A 26,996-nucleotide genomic window follows, 5' to 3' on the forward strand; every position below is an offset into this window, starting at 1 on the left:
ACCTACTGAGGGCCTATAGCTCAGTTGGTTAGAGCAGGGGACTCATAATCCCTTGGTCGTAGGTTCGAGTCCTACTGGGCCCACCACACAAAAAAAGCCGCGCATTGCGCGGCTTTTGCGTATCTGGCATCACGGTTCTTTCAGCCAGGCCAAGCCTGTACCATGCTTGCTCATTGCCCCCGCACTGGAGCCCCCCCTTGCCCGCCCTAGACGAAATCGACCGCCAACTGATCGCCGCCCTGCAGCTCAACGCCCGTGAAAGCGTGGCCATGCTCGCCAGGCAGTTGGGCATCGCGCGCACCACCGTCACGTCGCGTCTGGCCCGCCTGGAGAAAACCCAGGTCATCACCGGTTACGGCGTGCGCCTGGGCCAGCGCGTTGCGGATGGGGGGTTGCAAGCTTATGTGGGCATTACCGTGCAACCCCGTTCGGGCAAAGAGGTGTTGCGCAGGCTGAGCGCCATGGCGCAAGTGCAGCAGTTGTGCGCGGTAAGTGGAGAGTTCGATTACGTGGCTTGGCTGCGCACCGATTCGCCAGAGCAACTGGACCAATTGCTGGACCAGATCGGCAGTGTTGACGGCGTGGAAAAAACCACCACCTCGATCATCCTCAGTAACAAATTGGATCGCGGACAACCAATCTGATCACTACCTTCGTCATATTGACTAAAACCAGTACAATCCGACGACACATTGCGTCTTATTAACGAGCGCAACGCTCCCTAAACTGGCTGCCATCTTTTCCTATACTCAACGGGCCCTCCTCCCGCCGAGCCGTCAGTAAGGTCAGCCATGAGCATTCCGTCCAGCACCCTCAGCAAGCCCAATCGCCACCCGGGCGACGGTAAGAAACCCATCACCATTTTCGGCCCGGACTTCCCGTTTGCCTTTGATGACTGGATCGAACACCCCGCCGGGCTGGGCAGTATTCCTGCGGCCAATCATGGCGCCGAAGTGGCGATCGTCGGCGCCGGGATCGCGGGCCTGGTTGCGGCCTACGAGCTGATGAAACTCGGGCTCAAGCCCGTTGTGTATGAAGCCTCGAAGATGGGTGGCCGCTTGCGCTCGCAGGCCTTTGAAGGCGCCGAAGGCATCATCGCCGAGTTGGGCGGCATGCGGTTCCCGGTATCGTCCACGGCGTTCTACCATTACGTGGACAAACTGGGACTGGAGACCAAGCCCTTTCCCAACCCGCTGACACCGGCGTCCGGCAGCACCGTGATCGATCTGGAAGGCCAGACTCACTATGCGCAAAAACTCTCCGATTTACCGGCACTGTTCCAGGAAGTCGCCGATGCCTGGGCCGACGCCTTGGAGGCCGGTTCGCAGTTCGGCGATATCCAGCAGGCAATCCGCGACCGCGACGTGCCACGGCTCAAGGAACTGTGGAACAAGCTCGTGCCGCTGTGGGATGACCGTACCTTCTACGACTTCGTCGCCACCTCCAAAGCCTTCGCCAAATTGTCCTTCCACCACCGCGAGGTGTTTGGCCAGGTCGGTTTCGGCACCGGCGGTTGGGACTCTGACTTTCCCAACTCCATGCTGGAAATCTTCCGTGTGGTAATGACCAACTGCGATGATCATCAACACCTGATCGTCGGTGGCGTGGCACAAGTGCCCATGGGCATCTGGCGCCATGTGCCAGAGCGCTGCGCCCATTGGCCGGCCGGCACCAGCCTGAGCTCGTTGCATAGAGGCGCACCACGGGCAGGCGTGAAGCGCATTGCCCACGCCGCCGATGGCCGCTTTGCTGTTACCGACAACTATGGCGACACGCGCGAATACGCGGCGGTGCTGACCACCTGCCAGAGTTGGCTGCTGACCACACAGATCGAATGCGACGAAACCCTGTTCTCACAAAAAATGTGGATGGCCCTGGATCGCACTCGCTACATGCAGTCATCGAAAACCTTCGTGATGGTTGATCGCCCATTCTGGAAAGACAAAGACCCGCAAACCGGCCGCGACCTGATGAGCATGACCCTCACCGACCGCCTGACCCGGGGCACCTACCTGTTCGATAACGGTGACGACAAGCCGGGGGTGATCTGCCTGTCCTACTCGTGGATGAGCGACGCACTGAAGATGCTGCCCCAGCCTATCGACAAGCGGGTGAAACTGGCCCTCGATGCGCTGAAGAAGATCTACCCCAACGTTGATATCAAGGCGCGCATCATCGGCGACCCGATCACCGTGTCCTGGGAGGCCGATCCGCATTTCCTCGGGGCCTTCAAAGGCGCCTTGCCCGGTCACTATCGCTATAACCAGCGGATGTATGCGCACTTCATGCAGAAGGATATGCCCGCCGAACAACGCGGGATCTTCATCGCGGGTGATGATGTATCGTGGACGCCCGCCTGGGTCGAAGGCGCGGTACAAACCTCGCTCAACGCGGTATGGGGCATCATGAATCACTTCGGTGGCAGCACCCACCCGGAGAACCCAGGCCCAGGCGACGTATTCGATGAAATAGGGCCAATCGCCCTGGCAGAATAAGGAGTTGAGCATGCGTGTCGCCCTGTACCAATGCCCGCCGCTGCCGCTGGATGTGGCCGCTAACCTGCAGCGCCTGCACCAGTTGGCCCATGAAGCACACGGCGCCGATGTGCTGGTGCTGCCAGAGATGTTTCTCAGCGGCTATAACATTGGCGCCGAAGCCGTTGGCGCACTGGCCGAGGCACAGGATGGGCCATCGGCGCAGGCGATTGCCGAACTGGCGCAAAGTGCCGGGCTGGCGATCCTGTATGGCTACCCGGAGCGGGCCGAAGACGGCCAGGTCTACAACGCCGTGCAGTTGATCGACGCCCACGGCAAGCGCCTGTGCAACTACCGCAAGACCCACTTGTTTGGCGATCTTGACCACTCAATGTTCAGCGCCGGCCCCGATGATTTCCCGGTGGTGGAATTGAACGGGTGGAAGGTGGGCATGCTGATTTGCTACGACCTGGAGTTTCCGGAAAACACCCGGCGCCTGGCCCTCGCCGGTGCCGAACTGATTCTGGTGCCCACCGCCAATATGGTGCCGTTCGACTTCGTTGCCGACGTCACCGTGCGGGCGCGAGCCTTTGAAAACCAATGCTTCGTGGCCTATGCCAACTATTGCGGGCACGAAGGCGAGATTCACTACTGCGGGCAAAGCAGCATTGCCGCGCCGGAGGGCCAGCGAATTGCCCAGGCCGGCCTGGATGAAGCCTTGATCGTCGGCACCCTGGATCGCCAATCTATCGTCGACGCCCGCGCCGCCAACCACTACCTGCAAGACCGTCGCGCCGAACTCTACGGCGCACTGCACAAGCCCTGACCCATTGGGTTTGCTAGCATAGGCACTTCCCACGCCTCGGAAGTGCCCATGCCTGCGCCGGTTCACCCTCATCCCCTTCACCTGACTCTCGCTAATGGCCTGCGGGTTTGCCTGCGCCATGCACCACGCTTGAAGCGCTGCGCCGCCGTTTTACACGTGGCTGCCGGCAGCCATGACGTGCCATTGGCCTGGCCTGGCCTGGCGCATTTTCTTGAGCACTTGTTGTTTCTCGGTACCGAACGTTTCCCAGTCGGCGAAGGGCTGATGGCCTACGTGCAGCGCCACGGTGGGCAGGTCAACGCCAGCACCCGTGAGCGCACCACCGAGTTCTTCTTTGAACTGCCGGTGCCGGCTTTTGCAGACGGGCTGGCGCGTTTGGCGGATATGCTGGCTCACCCGCGCCTGGCCCTCGACGATCAACAACGTGAACGCGAAGTGCTGGAGGCGGAGTTCATCGCCTGGTCCCAGGATGCCAAGGCCCAACAGCAAGTGGCGCTGCTGCAAGGCTTGGCGGCGGATCATCCTCTACGAGGTTTTCATGCCGGCAACCGCGACAGCCTGCCGGTGGAAAGCGACGAGTTTCAGCACGCCTTGCGAGGGTTCCACGCACGCTTTTATCAAAGCGGGCAGATGACCCTGAGCCTCGCCGGTCCACAATCGCTGGCCGACCTGCAGGCCTTGGCCCAGCAGTTCAGTGACCAACTGACGCCCGGCCCATTGCACCCGCAGGCCGCTCCACCGGCCTTGATGCATGGCCCGGCGCGCCGTTATCAGCACGTCGCCGGCCAACACCTGCATCAGGTCATTACGTGTAACGCGCCACGGGAAGCGCTGGCGTTTCTCTGCACCTGGCTCAACGCCTCGGCCCCCGGCGGGTTGCTCGCTGAACTGCAAGCGCGACGACTGGCCACCGCGCTGCAGGCGTCCGTGCTGTACCAATTCGCGGATCAAGCCGTGCTGGATATAGACTTCACCCTCGCCAGCGAACGCGAACCGGCTACGCAGATTGAAGAGTTGCTGCACGACTGGCTGGGTTTCTTCGCACACAGCGACTGGACAGCGTTACGCGAAGAGTTCGCCTTGCTCAATGCTCGCCAGCAACAGGTCCAAGGCGCCCTGGCGTTGGCGCGCAACGATGCCCAAGACCTGTCGGAACAAGGCGTCGTAGCCCTCAAGGCCATGCTCGATTCACTGCACCTGCCCGCCTCCCGGCACCCTTGGCAACTGCCGCCCAATAACCCCTTGCTTCGTGCGCCCGCCAAGGAAGAACGCGCTGGCCTGATTCGTGGCCAAACCAGCGCCCACCGTGGCTTGCGCACCTTTGCCCAGGATCGCTCACGGGGCCGACGGGAGCTGTCAGCGTTGACCTTCAGCCAGGCGTTGGCGGATGACACTGGCGAAGGCGCGCTGTACCTGCACTGGCGGTTTGACTCGGCGGTACCCAGCGGGCTGGAAAGTCTGTTGCGGCCGTTGCGCGAGCAGGCACGCCAGGCCGGCGTCGAGTTGTCTTGCGAAACCTGCGCCACGGATTGGCAGGTGAAGATGCACGGCCTCCACGAGCCCATGCCGGCGGTGCTCGAAGCGTTGGCGCGGTGTCTGAGTGACTCGGATGAACCTTTGCCACCGACCGCTCCCGTGCCGATGATCGCCATCCGGGAACTGCTCAAGGCGTTGCCCGCTTGCTGCGCGGGTGTTCAGCCCCAGCCTCAGGAGACGACAGCATCATGGGCTACCGCGCGCTGGCAGGCGCTGGGCGCAGGCCTGCCACCCGCCTGTGAAGCCGCGATCAAAGCCGCAGCGGTCCGGCTGCCTGGGCAACCGGCAAGCGTGCCTTCTACACCTCAGTCCCTTGACGGACGAAAGCGCTGGCACGCAGTCAGCACCGAATCCAGCGAAGCAGCGCTACTGCTATTTTGCCCAACGCCGACTCAATCCCTCGCCGATGAAGCCCACTGGCGGTTGCTCGGGCACGTGCTCCAGGGGCCGTTCTACCAGCGTTTGAGAGTCGAACTGCAAATCGGCTACGCCGTGTTCAGCGGCATCCGACAGATCAACGGCCAAACCGGCCTGCTGTTTGGGGTGCAATCGCCGAGCGCCTCCCTGGACGGCATCGTCCAACAGTTGCAGGCCTTCCTGGGGCAACTGCCGTCGTTGATCGAACGCAGCCCCGACTTGGGTAACCAGGCCCTCGCGCAGCAGTTCGCGGCCCAGACGCTGCCCATCAACGAAGCTGCCGACTTGCTGTGGCACGCGCACCTGGCAGGTCATTCGTCGGGTTATCTGGATCAGCTTCAACAGTTGATCCAAGCGTGCACACGCGAGGATGTGCAGCGCGCCGCGCAACAACTCAATGACGCCGCAGGCGGCTGGCAATGCGTGGCCAACGGGCCGCGTATCAGCGACGACTGGCAAGCAGCGCCGTGATCATTGCCAACCCTGCAACAGGCTTTCTCCACCGAGACAGCGCTAACTTGAATAAAATTGCGTAACATTGCGCAGCAATATCTGAACATCTCCAACAGGAGGTGGACTATATGTATTACTTGGTAGTGAACGTCCCATCCCTTGATAGGAGTAAGAATATGACCTGGTCCAAACCTGCTTACACTGATCTGCGTATTGGTTTCGAAGTCACCATGTACTTCGCCAGCCGTTGATTGGCTGAGTGATACAACGCCTCGGTTCGCCCGGGGCGTTTTTGTTTTGAGCTGTGCTTGATGGAGCGATCATGTTTGTCCAGATTCTAGGTTCCGCCGCCGGCGGTGGCTTCCCGCAGTGGAACTGCAACTGCGTGAACTGCGCAGGTTTTCGCGATGGCAGCCTGCGGGCCCACGCGCGTACCCAGTCGTCCATCGCGATCTCCGACGATGGCGTGAATTGGGTGCTCTGCAATGCCTCGCCGGATATCCGCGCGCAACTCCAGGGCTTTGCGCCCATGCAACCGGGCCGCGCCCTGCGCGATACCGGCATCAGCGCAATCATCCTGATGGACAGCCAGATCGACCACACCACTGGCCTGCTGAGCCTGCGCGAAGGCTGCCCGCATCAGGTGTGGTGCACCGACATGGTCCACGAAGACCTGAGCACCGGTTTCCCGTTGTTCACCATGCTGACCCACTGGAACGGTGGCCTGGCCTGGAACCGCATCGAGTTGGACGCCAGCTTCACCATCCCGGCCTGCCCCAACCTGCGCTTCACCCCGCTGCCGTTGCGCAGCGCCGCACCGCCCTATTCGCCGCACCGTTTCGACCCGCACCCCGGTGACAACATTGGCCTGATCGTCGAAGACCTGCGCACCGGCGGCAAATTGTTCTACGCCCCGGGCCTGGGCAAGGTCGACGCACCGCTGCTGGACATCATGGCCGGCAGTGACTGCCTGCTGGTGGACGGCACGATGTGGGACGACGATGAAATGCAGCGCCGTGGCGTCGGCACCCGCACCGGGCGTGAGATGGGCCACCTGGCACAGAACGGCCCCGGCGGCATGCTTGAAGTGCTCGAGCAACTGCCCAAACAGCGCAAAGTGCTTATCCACATCAACAACACCAACCCGATCCTCGATGAAGACTCCCCCGAGCGAGCGGAGCTGGTGCGGCGCAATGTCGAAGTGGCTTACGACGGCATGAGCATTGAATTGTAGGAGCGATCGAAATGACCGACACACCGTTGAGCAAGGCTGAGTTCGAAGCCGCCCTGCGCGCCAAGGGCGCCTTCTACCATATCCATCACCCCTACCATGTGGCGATGTACGAAGGCCGCGCCAGCCGTGAGCAGATCCAGGGCTGGGTCGCCAATCGCTTCTACTATCAAGTGAATATCCCGCTGAAAGACGCGGCGATCCTGGCCAACTGCCCAGACCGTGAAATCCGTCGCGAATGGATCCAGCGCCTGCTCGACCACGACGGCGCGCCCGGTGAAGACGGCGGTATCGAAGCCTGGCTGCGCCTGGGCCAGGCTGTGGGCCTGGACCCCGACCAACTGCGCTCCCAAGAGTTGGTGCTGCCCGGCGTACGCTTCGCCGTGGACGCCTATGTCAACTTCGCCCGCCGCGCCAGCTGGCAGGAAGCCGCCAGCAGCTCGCTGACCGAGCTGTTCGCGCCGCAAATCCACCAGTCGCGCCTCGATAGTTGGCCGCAGCACTACCCGTGGATCGACCCGGCCGGTTACGAGTACTTCCGCACCCGCCTGGGCCAGGCCCGGCGCGATGTGGAACACGGCTTGGCGATCACCCTGCAGCACTACACCACCCGCGAGGGGCAGGAGCGCATGCTGGACATTCTCCAGTTCAAACTGGACATCCTCTGGAGCATGCTGGACGCCATGAGCATGGCCTACGAACTCAAACGCCCGCCGTATCACAGCGTGACCGAACAGCGGGTATGGCATAAAGGGATTACCCTATGAGCTTTGATCGCAGCAAAAAACCGACCTGGCGCCAGGGCTATCGCTACCAGTACGAGCCTGCACAGAAAGGCCACGTGTTGCTCTACCCCGAAGGCATGATCAAGCTCAACGACAGCGCCGCATTGATCGGCGGCCTGATCGACGGCGAGCGCGACGTGGCGGCCATCATTGCCGAGCTGGACAAGCAGTTCCCCGGCGTACCGGAGCTGGGTGACGACATCGAGCAATTCATGGAGGTCGCCCGTGCTGAGCACTGGATCACCCTTGCCTGAAAAGCCAGCCATCGGCCTACCGCTGTGGCTGCTGGCCGAGCTGACCTATCGCTGCCCGTTGCAGTGCCCGTATTGCTCCAACCCGCTGGATTTCGCCGAGCAGGGCAAGGAGTTGAGCACCGAACAATGGATCAAGGTATTTCGCGAAGCCCGTGAAATGGGTGCTGCGCAGCTGGGGTTTTCCGGCGGTGAGCCGCTGGTGCGCCAGGACTTGGCCGAACTGATCGGCGAGGCTCGCAAGCTGGGTTTCTACACCAACCTGATCACCTCTGGCATCGGCCTCACCGAACAAAAAATCAGCGACTTCAAGAAAGCCGGCCTGGACCATATCCAGATCAGCTTCCAGGCCAGTGACGAACAGGTGAACAACCTGCTGGCCGGCTCCAAAAAAGCCTTCGCGCAAAAACTGGAAATGGCCCGAGCCGTGAAAGCCCACGGCTACCCGATGGTGCTGAACTTCGTCACCCATCGGCACAATATCGACAAGATCGACCGCATCATCGAGCTGTGCATTGCGCTGGAAGCAGATTTCGTCGAGCTCGCCACTTGCCAGTTCTACGGCTGGGCACAGCTCAATCGCGTGGGTTTGCTGCCCACACGCGAGCAGTTGGTGCGCGCCGAACGGATCACCAATGAATACCGCGCCAAACTGGAAGCCGAAGGCCACCCCTGCAAGCTGATCTTCGTGACACCGGATTATTACGAGGAGCGCCCCAAAGCCTGCATGAATGGCTGGGGCAGCATCTTCCTGACAGTCACACCCGACGGCACCGCACTGCCCTGTCACGGCGCGAGGCAAATGCCCGTGCAGTTTCCCAATGTGCGCGACCACAGCATGCAGCACATCTGGTACGACTCGTTTGGCTTCAATCGCTTTCGTGGCTACGACTGGATGCCCGAGCCGTGCCGATCATGCGACGAAAAAGAAAAGGATTTCGGCGGCTGCCGTTGCCAGGCCTTCATGCTCACCGGTGACGCCAGCAACGCCGACCCGGTATGCAGCAAATCCGAGCAGCACGGCATCATCCTTCAGGCGCGGGAAGAAGCCGAACAGGCCACCCAGACCATCGAGCAACTGGCCTTTCGCAATGAGCGCAACTCAAGGCTCATTGCAAAAGGCTGAGCGCCTCAACGCTTGGCGATGATGTACACCGCGTGGATGATGCCCGGGAAGTAACCGCACAGGGTCAGCAGGATATTCAGCCAGAAGGCACCGCCGAAACCTACTTGTAGGAACACACCCAATGGCGGCAGCAGAATGGCGATGATGATACGAATGATGTCCATGGGTCAGCTCCAGAAAATCGGCTCGTGTGAGCCGTGTAGCTAATCGACCTTGGCGGTTCGTGAGGGTTCAGTGGATTCTGGCATTGGGCCATCTCAGGCCAGAATCTGCAGGCCATGCTTTTGCACGATGCTCAATAATTTGAGCGCCATGCCGCTAGGCCGTTTCTCTCCCGACTCCCATTTTTTGACGGTGGACGCGCTGGTGTTCAGGTAGCGGGCGAACACAGGTTGGCTGACATGGCTGCTTTCACGTAGTTGCTTGATCTGTTCGGCAGGTATTTGGTCTGGCATGGATAAGCACGCCTCATCATATTCTCGCAGAGTGGTTTTGCTGATGGCGCCGACAGCATGAAGTGCCTTGGCTGACTGGTGAATGGACTCAAACGCCTCGCTTTTATACTTCTTGGTCATGATGTATCTCCACAAACTCCTTGAGATCCAGCATTTGCTGAATCTGTGCTTCGTTTAACCTTTCATAAGTTTTGGCCAGTGATCGAAACCAAACAAGTTCGCTCTGCGTAATGTTGCCTTGATCCTTCTTCGCGAACAGCAACTGATAAACCCAATAGTGCCTACCCTAGGCCAATATGATTGAACGATGTCGATTTTGATTGAGGCGTTTTTTCCAGACACCACCGCCCAGATTATCTGCCTGCCCCCTCAGCATTTCGCCAAACGCCTCCCTCAACTCCGAATCGCAGATCCAGGCTTTGTTGGCCGCCTCGGCAAATCGCCGTGTTTTAAACAACCTGAGCTTCATGGAGGTCCCTTCCCAAGAACATACCACCCAGTGGTATAGATTAAAAGTCGAGCACGCTGTGCCCCATCGACGGTCCTTGCCGACGTCCGCTAAGAAACCACTGTTCCCAGGGAGGCTCAATCAACGTTTTCACACCAGAAATTACCCAGACAAAAAAACGCCCCCAGCCAAAAGAATCAGGCTGGAGGCGCCGCGTATGCCGCGAGACGGTTCAGGAAACTGGGGTCAAACGGCGATGCCCTTGCGGCATTGCACTTGAGCGGTGCGCACCCGAGAAAAGGCGCGGGCAAGCCGCAGCAGCATTTCGTCGATGTGGGTTTTGCTGATGTTCAGCGCAGGGGTAAAGCGCAGGCAGTCAGGTTGTGAGGCAGTGAGAATCAGGCCTTCGTGCAGCGCGGCCTTGACCACTGCTGCGGCGCAATCGTCCGACAGTGTCAGGCCCCAAAGCAGCCCGTTGCCGCGCAAGGGCCCATGGTCGTAACGGTAGGCCAGCCGGGCAAGGCCTTCTGCCAGGTACAAGCCAGATTCACGTAGGTGCTCGAGAAAGCCGTTCTCCAATAGAGCGTCGAGTACGGCGATACCCGCAGATGCCATCAGTGCATTGCCGTGATGTGTACCGTCCAGCTCGCCCGGTTCGAAGCAACAGGCATTACCACGCGCCACCAGCGCCGCCAAGGGCACACCGCCGCCCAGGCCTTTGCCCAGGGCAATGATGTCGGCGCGCACGCCGTATTGCTGTTCGGCGAGCAGGCTGCCGCAGCGGCCGATACCGGTTTGCACTTCGTCGAAGATCAGCAGGATCCCGAGCTCACGGCACAGGCGTTCGACGCCTTTGAGGTAATGTTCTGTCGCAGGGACGACACCGCCGCCGCTTTGTATCGGCTCCAGCATGATGGCGACGGTCTGCGCATCGACCGCTGCATGCAGGGCCGGCAGATCGTTAAACGGCACCTGGCTGAAACCTGGCAGCTGCGGTTCGAACCGGTTTTCGCAGGCCATGGCCGACGCCGACATCGCCCCAAGGCTCCGGCCGTGGCAGCCATTGCTTACCGTGAGGATGTGGTAAGCGCCGCCACGATGCAGCTGGCCCCACTTGCGTGCCAACTTGATGGCCGCTTCACAGGCTTCGGCACCCGTGTTGAGCAAGTAGGCCTGATCACTGCCGGTGTGGTGGCACAGACGGTCGACGAGGTCCAGTTGCGCGCGGTTGTGCAAACCCAGGCCAGGGTTGATCACGGTATGCATCTGTTCGGCAATGGCGTCGCGCACGGCCTGAGGACTGTGGCCCAGGCTGTTGGCGCCACCGCCTTGACTGAAATCCAGATAGGCGCGGTCGTCAGCGTCCGAAAGCCAGGAGCCCTGCCCCTGCACAAACACCTGGGGCGGGCGCGCCACAGTGGGCATCAGGCACTGGCTGGAAACCTCTGCACGCGGGGCATGCACAAGCAGGTCATCCAGACTCGGCGCGAAGCGACGGAACAAGTTCACACTTCACCTCCGTTGGCAACCTGACCTTGGTCGATGCCGCCTGCCAATAAGGCCTTCAGATTTTTTGCGTTGCCTATGTAAACGCTATCAACAAAAACGCTGTTCATTGTCCGATCCGGCCCTGTAAGCCCTGCGAATAGGCGCTAGACTAGGCGCCTCGGGGGCCAGCGGCCATTTCGATTTTCCAGCTTTTTCGATAAGCAAACCTTATGGATTTCAAGCAACTGCGTTATTTCGTCGCGGTGTATGAGGAAGGCCATGTAGGCCGTGCCGCGGAGCGTCTGTCGATCTCCCAGCCAGCGTTGTCGCAACAGATTCGCCAACTGGAACAGAACCTTGATGTAAGTCTGTTCGAACGTAGCAGCAAGCGTCTGCTGCCAACGCTGGCGGCGCACACTTTATACAACCACGCGTTGCCGCTCATTGATGGGATGCAGCAAGCCGTGGAGGCACTGCGCAACTTCAAGGGCCAGGCCATGCGCACCCTGGCCATCGGCGTGCTGCAAACCGTGCACACCAGCCTGGTACCGCAGATGCTTGAGCGCGTGCGCAAGGCCCAGCCCCATCTGGTGGTGCAGATCTACGAGCTGACCGGGCTTGAGATTGAGCGGCGGTTGCTCAATGGCTCACTCGATATCGGCATCAGCTATCTGCCACCCCGTCAGCCGGGCCTGCACGGCGTGTTGCTGTATGAAGACGAGTTGAAGGTGGTGATACCCGAAGATCATCCGTTGCGCGAGTTCAAGAAAGTCTCGCTCAAACAAGCCGCCGAATTACCGATGTTGCTGCTGGGGGAAGAGTTTCAGGTTCGGCAGATCTGGCAAGGCCAACTGTCCAACCTCGGGCGGCGTCCGCAAGTGCAGGCGGAACTCAATACCATGGTGGGCATTCTCGACAGCCTGCCTCACACCCGTTTGGCGACCGTGCTGCCTGGGCGGTCCCAGGATGAACACAACAGCAAGGCGCTGCTGTGGAAACCCTTGAGCGAGCCCAGGGTACCGCTGAAAGTAGGATTGGTATGCCGCGATGTGCAACGCCAGCAGGCGACGGTGGCGTTGCTGCGCACCCTGCTGGAAGACGTGATGAATGCCCCGTCGACAACCGCCTGACTTTTTCGCGGGCAAAAGAAAACCCCGCCGAAGCGGGGCTTTGCAGACTGTTTCCCTGACATCCATTTCACTCCGCCGTCCTGGCAGAATCCTACGTGTCCGTGTTGTTGCTTTGCGCTTCCTGCGCGACGTCCATGTGAAGTAGATTAGCCGTGGATCCAATGTGGCGATAGAGGACGATTAGCAGCACGTCATGTAAGAGAATGCTTACACGCCCTCCTCGCCCTTAAAACAGGGCTTCATCCATCAGGAACAGTGATTCGCTGCCGGCTTTTACCGATGCACTCAACGAGTGGATACGCGGCAACAGTCGGGCAAAGTAGAAACGCGCAGTTCCCAGTTTGCTGGCGTAGAAATCCTCTTCGCCTTCTTTGCCCAACGCCGCCTTGGCCATGCGCGCCCACATATAGGCATAGGCCATGTAGCCGAACGCATGCAGGTATTCCACCGAGGCCGCACCGATTTCATTGGCATTGCTCTTGGCGCGGTCCAGCACCCAGGCCGTCAACTCATCCAGGTTATCCACTGCCGCACTTAGCGGTTTGGTGAATTCGGCCAACTCAGGGCCCGATGCGGCGATGAACTGGCGGATCTCATCAGCGAACAAGGTATAGAACGCACCGCCGCTGCCAACGATCTTGCGGCCCATCAGATCCAGGGCCTGAATGCCGTTGGTGCCTTCGTAGATCTGAGTGATGCGCACGTCACGCACCAATTGCTCCTGGCCCCACTCGCGGATGTAACCGTGGCCACCAAACACCTGCTGGCCAAGTACGGTGGTTTCCAGGCCCAGGTCGGTGAGGAACGCCTTGGCCACCGGCGTCAGCAACGCCACCAGGTTATCGGCACGCTCGCGCGCCTGGGCATCGTCGCTGAACTTGGCGATGTCCAACTGCGTCGCCACGTAGGTGGAGAACGCCCGGCCGCCTTCGTTCGCCGCCTTCATGGTCAGCAACATGCGGCGGACATCCGGATGCACGATGATCGGGTCTGCCGGCTTGTCCTTGGCCTGCGCGCCCAGCGGGGAACGGCTCTGCAGACGGTCGCGGGCATATTCAATCGCGTTCTGATAGGACCGCTCACCAGAAGCCAAGCCCTGGATACCGACGCCCAGGCGCTCATAGTTCATCATGGTGAACATCGCAGCCAAGCCACGGTTGGGCTCACCGACCAGGTAACCCACGGCTTCGTCGAAGTTCATCACACAGGTAGCGGAGGCCTGGATGCCCATCTTGTGTTCAATGGAGCCGCAATTCACCGGGTTACGCGCGCCCAGGCTGCCATCGGCATTTACCAGGAACTTCGGCACCAGGAACAGCGAGATGCCCTTGGGCCCGGCCGGTGCGTCCGGCAGTTTGGCCAGCACCAGGTGGATGATATTTTCGGTGAGGTCGTGCTCGCCACCGGTGATGAAGATCTTGGTGCCGCTGACCTTGTAGGAGCCGTCCGCCTGAGGCTCGGCCTTGGTGCGGATCATGCCCAGGTCGGTACCGGCATGGGCTTCCGTCAGGCACATGGAACCGGCCCACTCACCGGAATACATCTTCGGCAGGTAGGTGGCCTTGAGTTCTTCACTGGCGTGGGTGTTGATCGATACACAGGCACCGGAGGTCAACATCGGGTACAGGCCGAAAGCCAGGCTCGACGAGTTGATCATCTCTTCAACCTGCGCCGACACCGCCTTGGGCATGCCCATGCCGCCGTAGGTCGGGTCGCCGCCCACGCCTACCCAGCCGCCTTCGGCGTAGGTGCTGTAGGCCTGGGGAAAACCGTCGGGAGTCGTCACGGCGCCGCCCGCCCAGTGGCAGCCTTGCTCATCGCCGCCGCGGCTGAGCGGGGCAATGGATTTGGCGGTGACTTTGCCGGCCTCTTCCAGGATCGCTTCGACGGTTTCGGCGTCAACGCTGTCTGCCAATGCCGGTAACTGGGCCCAAGTATCAGCGACCTCAAACACTTCGTTGAGGACGAAGCGCATATCACGCAACGGCGCTTTGTAATCAGCCATGGCAAACCTCGTGAGAACGTGAAAAGTAATTCGATAGGATCGGTTTTACAGACCCCGAGTGTACCCGAACAACTTTTCAGACACATAGGGTCCATTCGTGACCATTAAGTATTTATAAGTCACATACAAACCATTGTGGGAACGGGCTTGCTCGCGAATGCGGCGTGTCAGTCGCTACATCTTTGACTGTACTAGCGCATTCGCGAGCAAGCCCGCTCCCACATTTTGACCCCGAGCAATCAGTGACCTCTAAAGTGCGAAGGCCTGCGCTGGTAATTTCATCAGGCATTCGCTCCCTGCCTCTACCGCAGCACGGTGCATGGCCGTACGCGGCAACAAGCGCTTGAAATAAAAGTCGCAGGTCGCACGCTTCGCCTGGGCAAACTCTTGGTCGTCGTGGCCGTGCGCCGCGATCGCCATACGCAACCACAGGTAGGCGAGGATGATGTAACCGCTGTACATCAGGTAATCCATGGCCGCCGCGCCCACTTCGTCAGGGTTTTTCATCGCTGCCGTGCCGACCTTCAGGGTCAGTTCGCCCCATTGCTGGTTCAGTTCATTGAGTTGCGCCACATGGGCCTTGAGTTGCGCATGCTCGGCATTGACCGCGCAGAACTTATGCACAATCTTGGTAAACCCACGCAGCAACTTGCCCTGGCTGCCCAGGACCTTGCGCCCAAGCAGGTCGAGGGCCTGGATGCCGTTGGTGCCTTCATAGATCGGCGCAATCCGTGCGTCACGGGCCAGTTGCTCCATGCCCCACTCTCGAATATAGCCATGGCCACCGAATACCTGCATGCCGTGGTTGGTCACCTCCAGGCCGGTTTCGGTCATGAAGGCTTTACAGATCGGCGTGAGGAAGGCTAACAGGTCCTCGGCTTCCTGGCGTTGGCCAGCGTCGCGGCCCAGGTGCGCGGTATCGAGCAGTTGCGCGGTGAAATAGGTCAACGCGCGGTTGCCCTCGTTGAAGGCTTTCATGGTCAGCAGCATGCGGCGTACATCGGCGTGCACGATGATCGGGTCGGCAGCTTTCTCCGGAGCCTTGGCGCCGGTGAGCGAACGCATTTGCAGGCGGTCGTTGGCATATTTGATCGCGCCCTGGAAGCTCGCCTCGCCGTTGCACAGGCCCTGCATGCCGGTGCCCAGGCGTGCGTGGTTCATCATGGTGAACATGCAGTTGAGGCCCTTGTTCGCCTCGCCAATCAAATAGCCTTTGGCGCCATCGAAGTTCAACACGCAGGTGGCCGAGGCCTTGATGCCCATCTTGTGTTCGATGGAGCCGCAGTGCACCGCATTGCGCTCGCCGGAGTCGGCATGGAACTTGGGCACGATAAACAACGAAATGCCCTTGGTGCCCGCCGGCGCATCCGGCAGTTTGGCCAGCACCAGGTGGATGATATTGGCGCTCATGTCGTGCTCGCCGGCCGAGATGAAGATCTTGCTGCCGGTGACCGCGTAACTGCCGTCTGCCTGCGGTACGGCGCGGGTCTTGATCAAGCCTAGGTCGGTGCCGCAGTGGGCTTCGGTCAGGCACATGGTGCCGGTCCATTCGCCGGCGGTGAGTTTGCTCAGGTAAGTGGCTTTCTGTTCGTCGGTGCCGTGGGCGTGGATGGCGGACATGGCACCGTGGGTCAGGCCAGGGTACATGCCCCAGGAGGTGTTGCTGGAACCGATCATCTCGCTCAGCACCAGGCCCAGGGAATGGGGCAGGCCCTGGCCACCGTAGGCTGGGTCTGCCGCCACGCCGTGCCAGCCGCCTTCCACATACTGGGCAAAGGCTTGCTTGAAGCCTTTGGGCGTGGTCACCACGCCATTATCGAAATGGCAGCCCTCTTCATCGCCGCTGCGATTGAGCGGCGCGAGTACGTTTTCGCAGAATTTGGCGCCTTCTTCGAGGATCGCACTGACCATGTCCGGGCTGGCATCCGTGGCGCCCAGGGCCGCGTAGTGGCCGTGGAAATCGAATACGTTGTCGATCAGAAAGCGCATGTCGCGCAGGGGAGCTTTGTACTCAGGCATGGCAATGTCTCCGGCAGCAGATAGGGTTAACCTACTGCCGGCCATGGCCGTGGACAATCACTGTAGCGCTGCTGAATACAGCGCCATTACTCAACCGGCAGCACTCTCCATGCGCACCGCGCCACGGCGGGTTTGCCCGGCTGCGACCACACAGTTACGCCCCGCGCCCTTGGCGGTGTAAAGCGCCTGGTCGGCGGATTTGAGCACCTCGTCGGGGCTGCGTTGCTCGGCCTGGCGCTCGGCCACGCCGATGCTTACCGTCACCGACACACTGGACGCGCCGCTGCCCGCACGGCGCTGGCGGCCTTGATGATCGTCCTGGGGGCGGTCCGGGTTGCGCAACTTGATGTCGTAGCTGGCGATGATCTCGCGGATCTCCTCCAGGTGCGGCATGCACTCATCCAGGGTCTTGCCGGCAAACACCACGGCAAACTCTTCACCGCCGTAACGGTAGGCCCGCCCGCCTCCATTGACCTTGGACAACTTGCTCGCCACCAGGCGCAGCACCTGGTCGCCCACGTCGTGGCCGTGGGTGTCATTGAAACGCTTGAAGTGATCGACGTCGCTCATCGCCAGCACATAGTTGCGACCTAGCCGCTGCATGCGCTCGTTGAGGGCACGGCGCCCCGGCAAGCCGGTGAGTTCATCACGGAACGCCATTTGATACGCCTCGTGCGCCACGCCCGCAGCGATCATCAGCATCACTTGGCTGCACATGATGTTGAGGGTGAACGGCAGGATGAAAGTTTGCGGCAACATCCAGAACATGCCCAGCAGCCCCACCAGTTGTGCGGCGTGTAGCGGGCGCGGCTGGTACCAGTATTGAGCGGCCAGGGTGAGAAAGCCGATCAGGAACATTGGGTACGAGAGTTGGATCAGGCTCATCCAGGCGCCATGCAGCATCGGCCAGCGAATCTCCGCTAGCCAGCCCAGCAAGGCCTGGGGGAAGCTTTGTTCCAGGGCCAGCGCCACACTGCCCACCGCCAGCAGCACCGCGCAGCGGGCGACGAAGTCACGAAACAGATGGGTTTTTTCCTGCCACAGCGCATAAATGCTGAACAGCAAGGGCAACAGCAGGCAACACAGGTGGAACACCACCGCAGCGTCTTCACGCACGCGGCCATTGTCGCGGTAGAAGTCGGTCTGGGTGTCCAGCAGGAAATAGGCGACGTACACCGTGACCATCAGGAACAGTTCACGTTGGCGTCGATACACCGCGCAGTAAGCGCCACCGAGCAGCAGAACCAGGGTGGGCAGTACGTTGAACAGCGAGGTGAAGAAGACGCTGAGGTCCTTGACGTACGCAGCCGAGAGCCCGGCCAGCAACAGCAGCAGCGACGGTAGGAAATGGCTGAAACGTACAGCGGACACGCGTGACAAGGGTAAAACTCCGACCCGCAAACAAATAATGGCGCTGTGCTTCTAGGCGGTCAGTTAAGCACAACCGACCGGGCATGTATCACATTGCCATCACTGTAACGGCAGCTCATCGCAATCCCTGAGTGCATTGCTGTGGTTTTTTAGACTCGCGCCTACACACGTACAAAAAAACCGCCGCGTCCCGAAGGAGGCGGCGGTTTTCAGAAGGATCCGGTAAGGCTTAGTAAGCCAGGCCGAAATCTTCTTCTTTCATGTCCATCAGGTTGTTGGCGCCCGACAGCATGGTTGCCACGTGGGTGCGGGTACGCGGCAGGATGCGCTGGAAGTAGAAGCGCGCAGTCTGCAACTTGGCGGTGTAGAACGCCTCTTCGCTGGTGCCAGCGGCCAGTTTCTCGGCGGCCAGGCGTGCCATGTCGGCCCAGAAGTACGCCAGGCACGCGTAGCCGGAGTACATCAGGTAGTCCACCGAAGCAGCACCGACTTCTTCACGGTCTTTCATCGCGGCCATGCCGACCTTCATGGTCAACTCGCCCCACTCTTTATTCAGTGCCGCCAGCGGTGCCACGAACTCCTTAACCGCTTCGTTGCCTTCGTTGGCCTGGCAGAACTTGTGCACGATCTTGGTGAAACCCTTGAGCGCTTCGCCTTGGGTCATCAGCACTTTACGGCCGAGCAAGTCCAGCGCCTGGATACCGGTGGTGCCCTCGTACAGCATCGAAATGCGGCTGTCGCGAACGTTCTGCTCCATGCCCCACTCAGCGATAAAGCCGTGGCCACCGTAGATCTGCACGCCATGGTTGGCCGATTCAAAACCGACTTCGGTCATGAACGCCTTGGCGATCGGAGTCATGAAGGCCAGCAGGGCATCCGCCTGTTTCTTGGCTTCGTCGTCGGTACCGTACTTGACGATGTCCACTTGCTTGGCAGTGAAGTACACCATCGCACGGTTACCTTCGGCGAAGGCCTTCATGGTCAGCAGCATGCGGCGTACGTCAGGGTGCACGATGATCGGGTCAGCGGCTTTATCTGGCGCTTTCGGGCCGGTCAGGGAGCGCATTTGCAGGCGATCACGCGCATATTTCAAGCCGCCCTGGAAGCCGATCTCGGCGTGAGCCAGGCCTTGCAGCGCGGTGCCCAGCCGAGCGGTGTTCATAAAGGTGAACATGCAGTTCAGGCCTTTGTTCGCCGGGCCGATCAGGAAACCGGTGGCCGCGTCGAAGTTCATCACGCAGGTGGCGTTGCCGTGGATGCCCATCTTGTGTTCCAGGGAACCACAGGTGACCGCGTTGCGCTCGCCCACCGAGCCATCGGCGTTGGGCAGGAACTTGGGCACGATAAACAGCGAGATGCCTTTGGTGCCAGCCGGTGCATCCGGCAGGCGGGCCAGTACGATGTGGACGATGTTGTCGGCCATGTCGTGTTCGCCGGCCGAGATGAATATCTTGGTACCGGAGACTTTGTAGGAACCGTCAGCCTGAGGCTCGGCCTTGGTGCGCAGCATGCCCAGGTCGGTGCCGCAGTGTGGCTCGGTCAGGCACATGGTGCCGGTCCATTCGCCCGACACCAGCTTGGTCAGGTAAGCGTCTTGCTGCTCGGGAGTGCCGTGCTCGGAAATGGTATTCATCGCGCCATGGGACAGGCCAGGGTACATGCCCCACGACCAGTTGGCTTCGCCGACCATTTCACTCACAGCCAGGCCCAGGGATTCCGGCAGGCCTTGGCCACCGTGCTCCACGTCGTGGGCCAGGCTTGGCCAGCCGCCTTCGACGAATTGTTTGTAGGCCTCTTTGAAACCCGCAGGGGTCTTAACGCCTGACTCACTCCAGGTACACCCTTCGATGTCGCCCACGCGGTTCAACGGTGCCAGTACTTGCTCACAGAACTTGGCGCCTTCTTCGAGGATGGCGTCGACCATGTCCGGGGTAGCGTCCTGGCAAGCCGGCAGGCTCTGATAGTGCGCTTCATAACCGAGCAGTTCGTCACGAACGAAGCGAATATCACGCAAGGGGGCCTTGTAGTCAGGCATAGCGATAAACCTCTGCTGATGTAACTGGGATGAACAACCGCGTGGATTTGTTATGGCGGTCAAACAGGTGTTTGAAACATACGTTTACCACCCAGGGTTGTCAAGCGTCGGCCCGATGCCGTTTGTCTTGACGCGGGTCAGCCAGGCACGGCGAGGCCTGCGGCGGGATGCCTCATGATTTAAGGAAAGCAGAATGTCGCGGAACGACTGTGGGAGCTGGCTTGCCTGCGATGCAGACGCCAGGGTGTATCTATCAGGCAGTATGCGTTGATGCTATCGCAGGCAAGCCAGCTCCCACAGAGAGGAGCGGGCAAGCGATAGAGAAGTTAAGCGTAGGTATCGATCAAGGTACCGAGCATTTCGTCCGAAGCCTTGGCGACTTTCGCCCCCAGCTCGACTTGAAACTTGCCCTGGGCCATTTCCACCATGTTGCTCGCCGAGTTGGACGCTTGGGCGCGGTCATTGGCTTGCAGACGGTCGCTTTGCGCGGCCGAAGGCTGGGTGGTCGCGGCGCTGGCAATCTTGCCGGCCGCCTGGTCGACGCGGTTCTGCCCGGTCTGAATAGTGCTCAGGCCCGAATAAAACGCGCTGCTTCCAGAGATGTCCATGGCGTAAGCCTGCCTTTAGAGAATCGTGAAGCCCGATTGAACCAGACATCCTGGCAAAAGGCCCGTCAAAAACACTAATGGCATATTGCCTTAGTGATAGCCAAAATCAGTCAAGCAGGTCCAGTTCCAAGTACTCCGCCACAGCGGCAGCCCCGGCGTGCTTGAGTTTAGGCACTCGCCCCAGGCAAGGCGCGGGCAGGCGCTCAGCCAGGGTGGCGAGGTTTTCTTCCAGACGAGAGGTCTTGGGGTCGATGATATTTGCCACCCAGCCCGCCAGCGGCAAGCCATCCCGTGCGATGGCTTCGGCGGTGAGCAACGCGTGGCTGATGCACCCAAGGCGCACGCCTACCACCAGGATCACCGGCAGCTTGAGCGCCATGGCCAGGTCCGACAGGTTGGCCTGGTCGGCCAAGGGCACGCGCCAACCGCCTGCCCCTTCGATCAAGGTGAAGTCCGCGCCCCGTGCCAAGATCTGCTGCATCGGTTTGAGCAGCGATTGCACCGTGAGCCCGACGCCCGCCTCGCGCGCCGCCAGATGCGGCGCGATAGCTGGCTCGAAGGCCACCGGGTTGACCTCGGCATAACTGAGCGGCACGGAACACTCGGCCAGCAACGCCAACGCATCGGCATTGCGCAGGCCCTGGGCCGTCAGTTGGCAGCCCGACGCCACCGGCTTTCCGGCGGCCGTGCTTTTGCCGCAAAGCCTGGCCGCATGCAACAGGCCGGCGGCGATGGTGGTCTTGCCAACATCGGTGTCTGTACCGGTGATGAAGTAAGCGGCGCTCATAACGGTTTCTCCAGTACGGCATACACCACCTGGTACGTGGCGGGCAGGCCCTGGGCCTGGCGGAACTGCTCGTAGGCCTCTACCAGCGCGACAATCCGCGCACGGCCCGTCAACCCTCCCGGGCGGCCTGGGTTGAGGTTATGGGCGCCCAGTGCCTTGAGTTCATGGGTCAGGCTGCGCACATCCGGGTAATGCAACACATGGGGCTTTCGCTCCAGGCTGATCACGCGCAAACCACTGGCCGCACACAGTTGCTGATAAGCCTCGAAGGTGCGGAAGCGATTGACGTGGACCAGGCCATCCGCCGCCCGCCAACTCTCGCGCAACTCATCCAGGGTGCCTACGCACAGGCTGGCAAAGGCCAGCACGCCACCTGGTCGCAGCACGCGCCGGGCTTCGCTGAGCACCGCATCAAAATGGGCACACCACTGTACCGCGAGGCTGGAGAAGAGCAGCTCAACGCTGTCAGCTGCAAGCGGCAAGCGTTCTGCATCACCGGCTATAAAGTGCGCGGCGCCGCCCAGCGGACGCGCGTGGTTGAGCATGCCCTCGGCAATGTCCAACGCCACACCTTGGCTGCCGGGCAAACGCTTGCCCAATACGCGGCTGAAGTAACCCGTGCCACAGCCCATGTCCAGCCAACGCCGGGGCACCAGGCCGTGCGGCAAGCGGCTGAGCAGTTCATGCCCGACCGCACGCTGCAACTCGGCCACGCTGTCGTAACTGGCCGCCGCACGGGAGAACGAGGCTGCGACCTGGCGCTTGTCCGGCAAGCCCCCAGGCAAGGGCGGGTGGGATAGGTCAGTCATCGACACACTCATGCAAAAAAGCCTGGATAGCCCCGGCTACTCCGTGAGGGTCTTCCAGAAGAAACGCGTGACCGGCCTGTTCAATCAGGCCGATTTCTACATCGGGGAGCAAGGCCAGCAGATCACTGGCGGCTTCGGCAGGCACCAACCCGTCCAGGCCGGCAAACAGGTGCAACTGCGGCCCGCGAAAAGCCTGCAAGGCCGCCCGCGTATCCAGTTGGGCCAGCAGCTCCAGGCCGGGCATCAAGACGCTGGGGGAGGTATTCGGCGCACCGCTGACCAACAACCGCGACAAGCCGCGCGGGTCTTCGGCACCCTTGGCGCACAACAGCCCAAAACGCTTGAGCGTGACCTGGGAGTCGGCGTGGCAGCCGGCCAGAAATGCATCGAAGGTTTCAGCAGGCATCCCATGGGGCCAGCCGTCATGGGCGACGAAACACGGGTTGCTCGCCAGGGTCAGCAAGCCGCAGCACCGCTCGCCACGGCGCGCCGCCAACTCGGACGCGAGCATGCCGCCCAGCGACCAGCCCCCGAGCCAGGCATTGTCCGGCAGCGTCGCATCGAGTTCATCGAGCCATTCACCGAGTTCGCTGGCTTGCAGCGCCGGCAAGGGTTCGATCTGTACCTGCAAATGCTCGTTCAGGCCGTGCAGCGCAGCGGCCAACGGCTCCAGCGGGGACACACCCAGGCCCCAGCCCGGTAGCAATATCAGTCGATTACGCATGGCCGGGCTCCGAGGCGTCTAACAAGCGAAAACACGCTTGCAACCCATCTAACAATAGCTGCACCTGCGCCTCGCTGTGGGCCGCCGTCAATGTCACCCGTAGACGGGCACTGCCGGCGGGCACGGTCGGTGGGCGAATGGCTGTCACCATCAAGCCACGCTCGCGCAGCATCTGCGACAGGCGCAGTGCCCGGGCGCTGTCGCCAATCAGGATCGGTTGGATCGGCGTAAAGCTGTCCATCAAGCCCAGGCCGATCTGCTCGGCGCCATGACGGAACTGGCGGATCAACGCGTTGAGGTGCTCGCGTCGCCAATGTTCGCTGCGCAGCAGTTCCAGGCTTTTGAGGGTGGCGCAGGCCAGTGCCGGTGGTTGGCTGGTGGTGTAGATATACGGGCGGGCGAATTGGATCAGGCTCTCGATCAAGTCCTCACTGCCGGCCACGAAGGCCCCGGCGGTGCCGAACGCTTTGCCCAAGGTGCCAACCAGCACGGGCACGTCGTCCTGGCTCAAGCCGAAATGCTCGACGATACCGCCGCCATTGGCGCCCAGCGGGCCGAAGCCATGGGCGTCATCCACCATCAGCCAGGCACCTTTGGCCCGGGTTTCACGGGCCAGCGCGGGCAGGTCGGCGAGGTCGCCATCCATGCTGAACACACCGTCGGTGACCACCAAGGTATTGCCGGTGGCTTTCTCCAGGCGCTTGGCCAGGCTGCCTGCGTCGTTATGCAGGTAGCGGTTGAAACGCGCACCGGACAGCAAACCAGCATCCAGCAAGGACGCGTGGTTAAGCCGGTCTTCCAATACCGTATCGCCCTGCCCCACCAGCGCCGTGACCGCGCCAAGGTTGGCCATGTAGCCGGTGGTGAACAGCAAGGCACGCGGGCGACCGGTCAAGTCAGCCAGAGCTTCTTCCAGCTCATGGTGCGGTGTGGCGTGGCCCACCACCAAATGCGAAGCGCCACCGCCCACGCCCCAGCGGGACGCACCGGCGCGCCAGGCTTCGATCACTTGCGGGTGATTGGCAAGGCCCAGGTAATCGTTATTGCAGAAGGCCAACAACGGTTGCCCGTCCACCACCACATGCGGGCCTTGGGGGCTCTGCAGCAAGGGGCGCTGGCGGTAAAGATGGTCGGCACGGCGAACAGCGAGGCGCGCGGCGAGATCGAAAGACATGCTGGCCTCGATTTAACAGGTTCAACTCAATCCACTGGAGGAGCTGGAATGCATTCCAAAGGTGGTTACACCACAGCGTTGTAGAACTGCTCGCTGCTCTTTTGCTCCACCAACGCCTGCTCGATCGCCGCCTGGTGCACTTCATCGGCATGCTCTTCACGGGCTTCGGGCAGGATGCCCAGGCGTGCGAAGAGTTGCATGTCCTTGTCAGCCTGGGGGTTAGCGGTGGTCAGCAGTTTGTCGCCGTAGAAGATCGAGTTGGCGCCGGCAAAAAACGCCAGGGCCTGCATCTGCTCGTTCATGGCTTCGCGGCCGGCCGACAGGCGCACATGGGACTGCGGCATCAGGATGCGCGCCACCGCCAGCATACGGATGAAATCGAAGGGGTCGATGTCATCGGCGTTTTCCAACGGCGTGCCCGCTACCTTCACCAGCATGTTGATCGGCACCGACTCCGGATGCTCCGGCAGGTTGGCCAGTTGGATCAGCAAGTTGGCACGGTCGTCGAGGGACTCGCCCATGCCGAGGATACCGCCCGAGCAGATCTTCATCCCCGAATCACGCACATAGGCCAGGGTTTGCAGGCGCTCGCTGTAGGTGCGGGTGGTGATGATCGAGCCGTAGAACTCCGGCGAGGTGTCGAGGTTGTGGTTGTAGTAGTCCAGGCCGGCCTGGGCCAGGGCTTCGGTCTGGTCCTGGTCGAGGCGTCCGAGGGTCATGCAGGTTTCCAGGCCCATGGCCTTCACGCCTTTGACCATTTCCAGCACGTAGGGCATGTCTTTGGCCGACGGATGTTTCCATGCCGCGCCCATGCAGAAACGCGTCGAACCGATGGCCTTGGCACGAGCGGCCTCCTCGAGGACCTTCTGCACCTCCATCAACTTCTCTTTTTCCAGGCCAGTGTTGTAGTGGCCCGACTGCGGACAATATTTGCAATCTTCCGGGCAGGCGCCGGTCTTGATCGACAGCAGGGTCGAGACCTGCACGCGGTTGGCGTCGAAATGCGCGCGGTGCACGGTCTGCGCCTGGAACAACAGGTCGTTGAAGGGCTGCACGAACAGGGCTTTGACTTCAGCTAAAGACCAATCGTGACGCAGGGTGGCAGAGGTGCTGGCGCTCATGGGCGATTCCTTGATTATGCTTTGGCAAGCGCTGTGGGAAGGGCAATACCCACAGGCACGACACGGATGCTCGGCATATTTAAGGAAGATTCATGCACTGTCAACCTGAGCACAAACACCAAGTTTACATCTGGTTAAAAAGCATACAGACCTGTTTGATTTGCGATGAGTGCACCGACTCGGCCGAGGACGTGTGCAACGCCTGCGAAACAGAATTGCCATGGCTGATGGAACAATGCGAGCGCTGCGCACTGCCCTTGCCCATGGATGGGTTGATCTGCGGCCAGTGCCAAAAACAGCCTCCGGCCTTTCACCAAGTGATCGCGCCATGGACCTATAGCTTTCCAGTGGACACCCTGATCAGCCGCTTCAAGCATCAGGCGCGTTGGCCGCTGGGGCATCTGTTGGCGCGCCTGCTGGGGCAGCATTTGCAGCATCGCTTCGATAACGCCGAACTGGAGCGCCCCGACTGCCTGCTGCCCGTGCCCATGGCGCGTAAACGCCTGCGCGAACGCGGCTTCAATCAAGCGTTGATGCTGGCCCGCTGGCTCAGTCACGCCCTTGACATTCCCTTTGATGAATACGCGCTATTACGCCCCCATGAAACCGTGGCGCAGCAAGACCTCGATGCCAAGACCCGCAAACGCAACCTGCTCAACGCCTTCGCACTGGCCCCCGGCATTCAGGTTGCCGGGCAACATCTGGCGCTGGTAGACGACGTCCTCACCACCGGCGCCACCGCCCACAGCCTGGCGCGCTTGTTGATAAACGCCGGCGCGCGCCAGGTGGACGTGTATTGCCTGGCCCGTACGCCCAAACCCGGCAGCTGACTTGACTCCCCTGCGCCAGCGCGGCAACGTCGGCGCATCTCACCCAAGCGTATCTGCCATGTCTGTGCCCAGCCCTCTCAGCCAACACATCATCCGCCGCCCCCAGCGTATTGCCTTGCTGGGGCATATCGCCGAGCAGGGCTCCATCACCCGTGCGGCCAAGAGTGCCGGGTTGAGTTACAAGGCCGCCTGGGACGCCATTGATGAGCTGAACAACCTGGCGCAAAAACCGCTGGTGCAACGCAGCGTCGGTGGCAAGGGCGGTGGCGGCGCCAAACTGACGCAGGAAGGGGAACGGGTCCTGCGCCTTTATCAGCGCCTGCAATTGCTTCAGGCCGAGATCCTTGGCTCGGACGAAGCGGCCAGCGACTTCAACCTGCTGGGCCGCTTGATGCTGCGCACCAGCGCGCGCAACCAATTGCACGGCCAGGTCAGTACCATAGAGAGCCATGGCCACAACGACATGATCCGCCTGCAATTGGCCGGCGGCCTGCACCTCGACGCACAGATCACCCACGACAGCACCCTGCGCCTGGAACTGCAGACCGGCGTGGAAGTAGTGGCCCTGATCAAGGCCGGGTGGCTTGAATTACTGGTGGACGGGCAAGCTGAAACACTTGAACACAATTGCCTGCAAGGCAGGATCGAGACCATTCTCGCCGCCGAAGACGGCCCCAGCGAGGTGCGTATTGCCCTGCCCAACGGCCAAGTGTTGTGCGCGCTGGCGCCGCCCGTCGCGCTCAAGGCCATTGATGCAGCGCAAGGCCAGCCGATCCGCGTGCAGTTTGCACCCAGCCATGTATTGCTTGGCACCCCGGTGTAACGGGCGCGCGTCTTCAAGCTGCAACAATTCGGTCACAAGCGCTGCTTAAGGTGTCTGCAAAAACCTTAAG

25 protein-coding genes, 1 tRNA gene and 1 pseudogene are annotated in these 26,996 nt (G+C 61.1%); 13 read left to right on the forward strand and 14 right to left on the reverse strand.

The genetic code is table 11. The features are described from left to right. Positions 1 to 9 precede the first annotated feature (9 nt). The 10 genes from JMV15_RS04835 to pqqE all read left to right on the forward strand — a co-directional run bounded on the left by JMV15_RS04835 (position 10) and on the right by pqqE (position 9,099). A tRNA-Ile gene (locus tag JMV15_RS04835) sits at positions 10 to 86 on the forward strand. Positions 87 to 197: 111 nt separating this feature from the next. Continuing rightward, positions 198 to 644 carry an Lrp/AsnC family transcriptional regulator gene (locus tag JMV15_RS04840; protein ID WP_003194755.1) on the forward strand — a complete coding sequence of 149 codons (447 nt, stop codon included), beginning with the start codon at positions 198 to 200 and terminating at the stop codon, positions 642 to 644. A 147-nt stretch (positions 645 to 791) separates the two neighbouring features. Then, positions 792 to 2,495, forward strand: coding sequence for a flavin monoamine oxidase family protein (locus JMV15_RS04845; RefSeq protein ID WP_014720191.1), 1,704 nt, complete (start codon positions 792 to 794; stop codon positions 2,493 to 2,495). A 10-nt stretch (positions 2,496 to 2,505) separates the two neighbouring features. Next, positions 2,506 to 3,300, forward strand: coding sequence for a carbon-nitrogen hydrolase family protein (locus JMV15_RS04850; protein WP_038451746.1), 795 nt, complete (start codon positions 2,506 to 2,508; stop codon positions 3,298 to 3,300). 48 nt (positions 3,301 to 3,348) lie between these two features. Further along, the gene (pqqF, locus tag JMV15_RS04855; RefSeq protein WP_081088267.1) at positions 3,349 to 5,724 is read left to right on the forward strand and encodes a pyrroloquinoline quinone biosynthesis protein PqqF; all 2,376 of its coding nucleotides are present in this window, start codon (positions 3,349 to 3,351) and stop codon (positions 5,722 to 5,724) included. 158 nt (positions 5,725 to 5,882) lie between these two features. Next, a complete protein-coding gene (pqqA, locus tag JMV15_RS04860) occupies positions 5,883 to 5,957 on the forward strand; it encodes a pyrroloquinoline quinone precursor peptide PqqA (RefSeq protein ID WP_003194766.1) in 75 nt (24 codons plus the stop codon). A gap of 71 nt (positions 5,958 to 6,028) precedes the next feature. Further along, positions 6,029 to 6,940, forward strand: a complete 912-nt coding sequence (pqqB, locus tag JMV15_RS04865; protein WP_014720194.1) for a pyrroloquinoline quinone biosynthesis protein PqqB — start codon at positions 6,029 to 6,031, stop codon at positions 6,938 to 6,940. 11 nt (positions 6,941 to 6,951) lie between these two features. Continuing rightward, positions 6,952 to 7,704 (forward strand): pyrroloquinoline-quinone synthase PqqC, encoded by a 753-nt coding sequence (gene pqqC / locus JMV15_RS04870; RefSeq protein ID WP_019817401.1) that lies wholly within the window; start codon positions 6,952 to 6,954, stop codon positions 7,702 to 7,704. Next, positions 7,701 to 7,976: a pyrroloquinoline quinone biosynthesis peptide chaperone PqqD gene (pqqD, locus tag JMV15_RS04875; protein ID WP_003194772.1), complete on the forward strand. Its 276-nt coding sequence runs from the start codon at positions 7,701 to 7,703 to the stop codon at positions 7,974 to 7,976. The genes pqqC and pqqD overlap by 4 nt, the downstream gene beginning before the upstream one ends. Beyond that, a complete protein-coding gene (gene pqqE, locus JMV15_RS04880) occupies positions 7,969 to 9,099 on the forward strand; it encodes a pyrroloquinoline quinone biosynthesis protein PqqE (protein WP_019817403.1) in 1,131 nt (376 codons plus the stop codon). The genes pqqD and pqqE overlap by 8 nt, the downstream gene beginning before the upstream one ends. Before the next feature lie 5 nt (positions 9,100 to 9,104). Here pqqE and JMV15_RS04885 read toward each other — a convergent pair whose 3' ends face one another. The 4 genes and pseudogenes from JMV15_RS04885 to JMV15_RS04900 form a co-directional block, all read right to left on the reverse strand. After that, positions 9,105 to 9,263, reverse strand: coding sequence for a YqaE/Pmp3 family membrane protein (locus JMV15_RS04885; RefSeq protein ID WP_003194776.1), 159 nt, complete (start codon positions 9,261 to 9,263; stop codon positions 9,105 to 9,107). Positions 9,264 to 9,356: 93 nt separating this feature from the next. Continuing rightward, positions 9,357 to 9,674 (reverse strand): helix-turn-helix domain-containing protein, encoded by a 318-nt coding sequence (locus tag JMV15_RS04890; RefSeq protein ID WP_014720197.1) that lies wholly within the window; start codon positions 9,672 to 9,674, stop codon positions 9,357 to 9,359. Then, positions 9,658 to 10,023 (reverse strand): annotated as a pseudogene (locus JMV15_RS04895) (type II toxin-antitoxin system RelE/ParE family toxin). The gene JMV15_RS04890 and the pseudogene JMV15_RS04895 overlap by 17 nt, the downstream one beginning before the upstream one ends. Before the next feature lie 225 nt (positions 10,024 to 10,248). After that, on the reverse strand, positions 10,249 to 11,511 hold the full coding sequence (locus tag JMV15_RS04900) for an aspartate aminotransferase family protein (protein WP_014720199.1): 1,263 nt from the start codon (positions 11,509 to 11,511) through the stop codon (positions 10,249 to 10,251). 209 nt (positions 11,512 to 11,720) lie between these two features. On the opposite strand from JMV15_RS04900, the gene JMV15_RS04905 reads away from it, so the two are divergent. Then, positions 11,721 to 12,620, forward strand: coding sequence for a LysR family transcriptional regulator (locus tag JMV15_RS04905; RefSeq protein ID WP_014720200.1), 900 nt, complete (start codon positions 11,721 to 11,723; stop codon positions 12,618 to 12,620). Between the two features lie 226 nt (positions 12,621 to 12,846). Here the strand turns inward: JMV15_RS04905 and JMV15_RS04910 are convergent, their stop codons facing one another. From JMV15_RS04910 to bioB, 10 genes are all read right to left on the reverse strand, one after another. Beyond that, complete coding sequence (locus tag JMV15_RS04910) at positions 12,847 to 14,625, reverse strand: acyl-CoA dehydrogenase C-terminal domain-containing protein (protein ID WP_014720201.1); 1,779 nt, start codon at positions 14,623 to 14,625, stop codon at positions 12,847 to 12,849. A gap of 249 nt (positions 14,626 to 14,874) precedes the next feature. Beyond that, positions 14,875 to 16,644, reverse strand: coding sequence for an acyl-CoA dehydrogenase C-terminal domain-containing protein (locus JMV15_RS04915; protein ID WP_014720202.1), 1,770 nt, complete (start codon positions 16,642 to 16,644; stop codon positions 14,875 to 14,877). Between the two features lie 90 nt (positions 16,645 to 16,734). Beyond that, complete coding sequence (locus JMV15_RS04920; protein ID WP_014720203.1) at positions 16,735 to 18,024, reverse strand: GGDEF domain-containing protein; 1,290 nt, start codon at positions 18,022 to 18,024, stop codon at positions 16,735 to 16,737. A gap of 220 nt (positions 18,025 to 18,244) precedes the next feature. Next, positions 18,245 to 20,050, reverse strand: coding sequence for a phenylacyl-CoA dehydrogenase (locus JMV15_RS04925; RefSeq protein WP_020302163.1), 1,806 nt, complete (start codon positions 20,048 to 20,050; stop codon positions 18,245 to 18,247). Between the two features lie 326 nt (positions 20,051 to 20,376). Continuing rightward, the gene (locus JMV15_RS04930) at positions 20,377 to 20,658 is read right to left on the reverse strand and encodes a hypothetical protein (protein WP_020302162.1); all 282 of its coding nucleotides are present in this window, start codon (positions 20,656 to 20,658) and stop codon (positions 20,377 to 20,379) included. 106 nt (positions 20,659 to 20,764) lie between these two features. Continuing rightward, positions 20,765 to 21,445, reverse strand: coding sequence for a dethiobiotin synthase (gene bioD / locus JMV15_RS04935; protein ID WP_014720205.1), 681 nt, complete (start codon positions 21,443 to 21,445; stop codon positions 20,765 to 20,767). After that, entirely contained in the window at positions 21,442 to 22,254 is an 813-nt protein-coding gene (bioC, locus tag JMV15_RS04940; protein ID WP_032902320.1) for a malonyl-ACP O-methyltransferase BioC, read from the reverse strand. Before bioC ends, bioD begins: the two co-directional genes overlap by 4 nt. Continuing rightward, complete coding sequence (locus tag JMV15_RS04945; protein ID WP_014720207.1) at positions 22,247 to 22,978, reverse strand: alpha/beta fold hydrolase; 732 nt, start codon at positions 22,976 to 22,978, stop codon at positions 22,247 to 22,249. The genes bioC and JMV15_RS04945 overlap by 8 nt, the downstream gene beginning before the upstream one ends. Then, the gene (gene bioF, locus JMV15_RS04950; protein WP_014720208.1) at positions 22,971 to 24,152 is read right to left on the reverse strand and encodes an 8-amino-7-oxononanoate synthase; all 1,182 of its coding nucleotides are present in this window, start codon (positions 24,150 to 24,152) and stop codon (positions 22,971 to 22,973) included. The genes JMV15_RS04945 and bioF overlap by 8 nt, the downstream gene beginning before the upstream one ends. 65 nt (positions 24,153 to 24,217) lie before the next feature. Then, positions 24,218 to 25,273: a biotin synthase BioB gene (gene bioB / locus JMV15_RS04955; RefSeq protein ID WP_014720209.1), complete on the reverse strand. Its 1,056-nt coding sequence runs from the start codon at positions 25,271 to 25,273 to the stop codon at positions 24,218 to 24,220. Positions 25,274 to 25,365: 92 nt separating this feature from the next. Between bioB and JMV15_RS04960 the strand changes: the two genes are divergently transcribed. Both JMV15_RS04960 and JMV15_RS04965 read left to right on the forward strand, forming a co-directional pair. Beyond that, on the forward strand, positions 25,366 to 26,103 hold the full coding sequence (locus JMV15_RS04960) for a ComF family protein (protein WP_014720210.1): 738 nt from the start codon (positions 25,366 to 25,368) through the stop codon (positions 26,101 to 26,103). 58 nt (positions 26,104 to 26,161) lie between these two features. After that, positions 26,162 to 26,926 carry a TOBE domain-containing protein gene (locus tag JMV15_RS04965; protein WP_038451753.1) on the forward strand — a complete coding sequence of 255 codons (765 nt, stop codon included), beginning with the start codon at positions 26,162 to 26,164 and terminating at the stop codon, positions 26,924 to 26,926. Positions 26,927 to 26,996: the final 70 nt, after the last annotated feature.

Source organism: Pseudomonas paracarnis (assembly GCF_904063055.1).
Taxonomy (GTDB): Bacteria; Pseudomonadota; Gammaproteobacteria; order Pseudomonadales; family Pseudomonadaceae; genus Aquipseudomonas; species Aquipseudomonas paracarnis.

What these genes read in the sequence shown, in the direction of transcription:
- pqqD (WP_003194772.1), top strand. Translation starts at nt 7,701, where the DNA reads ATGAGCTTTGATCGCAGCAAAAAACCGACCTGGCGCCAGGGCTATCGC.
- JMV15_RS04845 (WP_014720191.1), top strand. Translation starts at nt 792, where the DNA reads ATGAGCATTCCGTCCAGCACCCTCAGCAAGCCCAATCGCCACCCGGGC.
- bioD (WP_014720205.1), bottom strand. Translation starts at nt 21,445, where the DNA reads ATGAGCGCCGCTTACTTCATCACCGGTACAGACACCGATGTTGGCAAG.
- pqqC (WP_019817401.1), top strand. Translation starts at nt 6,952, where the DNA reads ATGACCGACACACCGTTGAGCAAGGCTGAGTTCGAAGCCGCCCTGCGC.
- JMV15_RS04885 (WP_003194776.1), bottom strand. Translation starts at nt 9,263, where the DNA reads ATGGACATCATTCGTATCATCATCGCCATTCTGCTGCCGCCATTGGGT.
- pqqB (WP_014720194.1), top strand. Translation starts at nt 6,029, where the DNA reads ATGTTTGTCCAGATTCTAGGTTCCGCCGCCGGCGGTGGCTTCCCGCAG.
- JMV15_RS04910 (WP_014720201.1), bottom strand. Translation starts at nt 14,625, where the DNA reads ATGGCTGATTACAAAGCGCCGTTGCGTGATATGCGCTTCGTCCTCAAC.
- bioF (WP_014720208.1), bottom strand. Translation starts at nt 24,152, where the DNA reads ATGTCTTTCGATCTCGCCGCGCGCCTCGCTGTTCGCCGTGCCGACCAT.
- JMV15_RS04915 (WP_014720202.1), bottom strand. Translation starts at nt 16,644, where the DNA reads ATGCCTGAGTACAAAGCTCCCCTGCGCGACATGCGCTTTCTGATCGAC.
- JMV15_RS04905 (WP_014720200.1), top strand. Translation starts at nt 11,721, where the DNA reads ATGGATTTCAAGCAACTGCGTTATTTCGTCGCGGTGTATGAGGAAGGC.
- JMV15_RS04945 (WP_014720207.1), bottom strand. Translation starts at nt 22,978, where the DNA reads ATGCGTAATCGACTGATATTGCTACCGGGCTGGGGCCTGGGTGTGTCC.
- JMV15_RS04965 (WP_038451753.1), top strand. Translation starts at nt 26,162, where the DNA reads ATGTCTGTGCCCAGCCCTCTCAGCCAACACATCATCCGCCGCCCCCAG.
- JMV15_RS04850 (WP_038451746.1), top strand. Translation starts at nt 2,506, where the DNA reads ATGCGTGTCGCCCTGTACCAATGCCCGCCGCTGCCGCTGGATGTGGCC.
- JMV15_RS04925 (WP_020302163.1), bottom strand. Translation starts at nt 20,050, where the DNA reads ATGCCTGACTACAAGGCCCCCTTGCGTGATATTCGCTTCGTTCGTGAC.
- pqqF (WP_081088267.1), top strand. Translation starts at nt 3,349, where the DNA reads ATGCCTGCGCCGGTTCACCCTCATCCCCTTCACCTGACTCTCGCTAAT.
- bioC (WP_032902320.1), bottom strand. Translation starts at nt 22,254, where the DNA reads ATGACTGACCTATCCCACCCGCCCTTGCCTGGGGGCTTGCCGGACAAG.
- JMV15_RS04890 (WP_014720197.1), bottom strand. Translation starts at nt 9,674, where the DNA reads ATGACCAAGAAGTATAAAAGCGAGGCGTTTGAGTCCATTCACCAGTCA.
- JMV15_RS04930 (WP_020302162.1), bottom strand. Translation starts at nt 20,658, where the DNA reads ATGGACATCTCTGGAAGCAGCGCGTTTTATTCGGGCCTGAGCACTATT.
- bioB (WP_014720209.1), bottom strand. Translation starts at nt 25,273, where the DNA reads ATGAGCGCCAGCACCTCTGCCACCCTGCGTCACGATTGGTCTTTAGCT.
- JMV15_RS04960 (WP_014720210.1), top strand. Translation starts at nt 25,366, where the DNA reads ATGCACTGTCAACCTGAGCACAAACACCAAGTTTACATCTGGTTAAAA.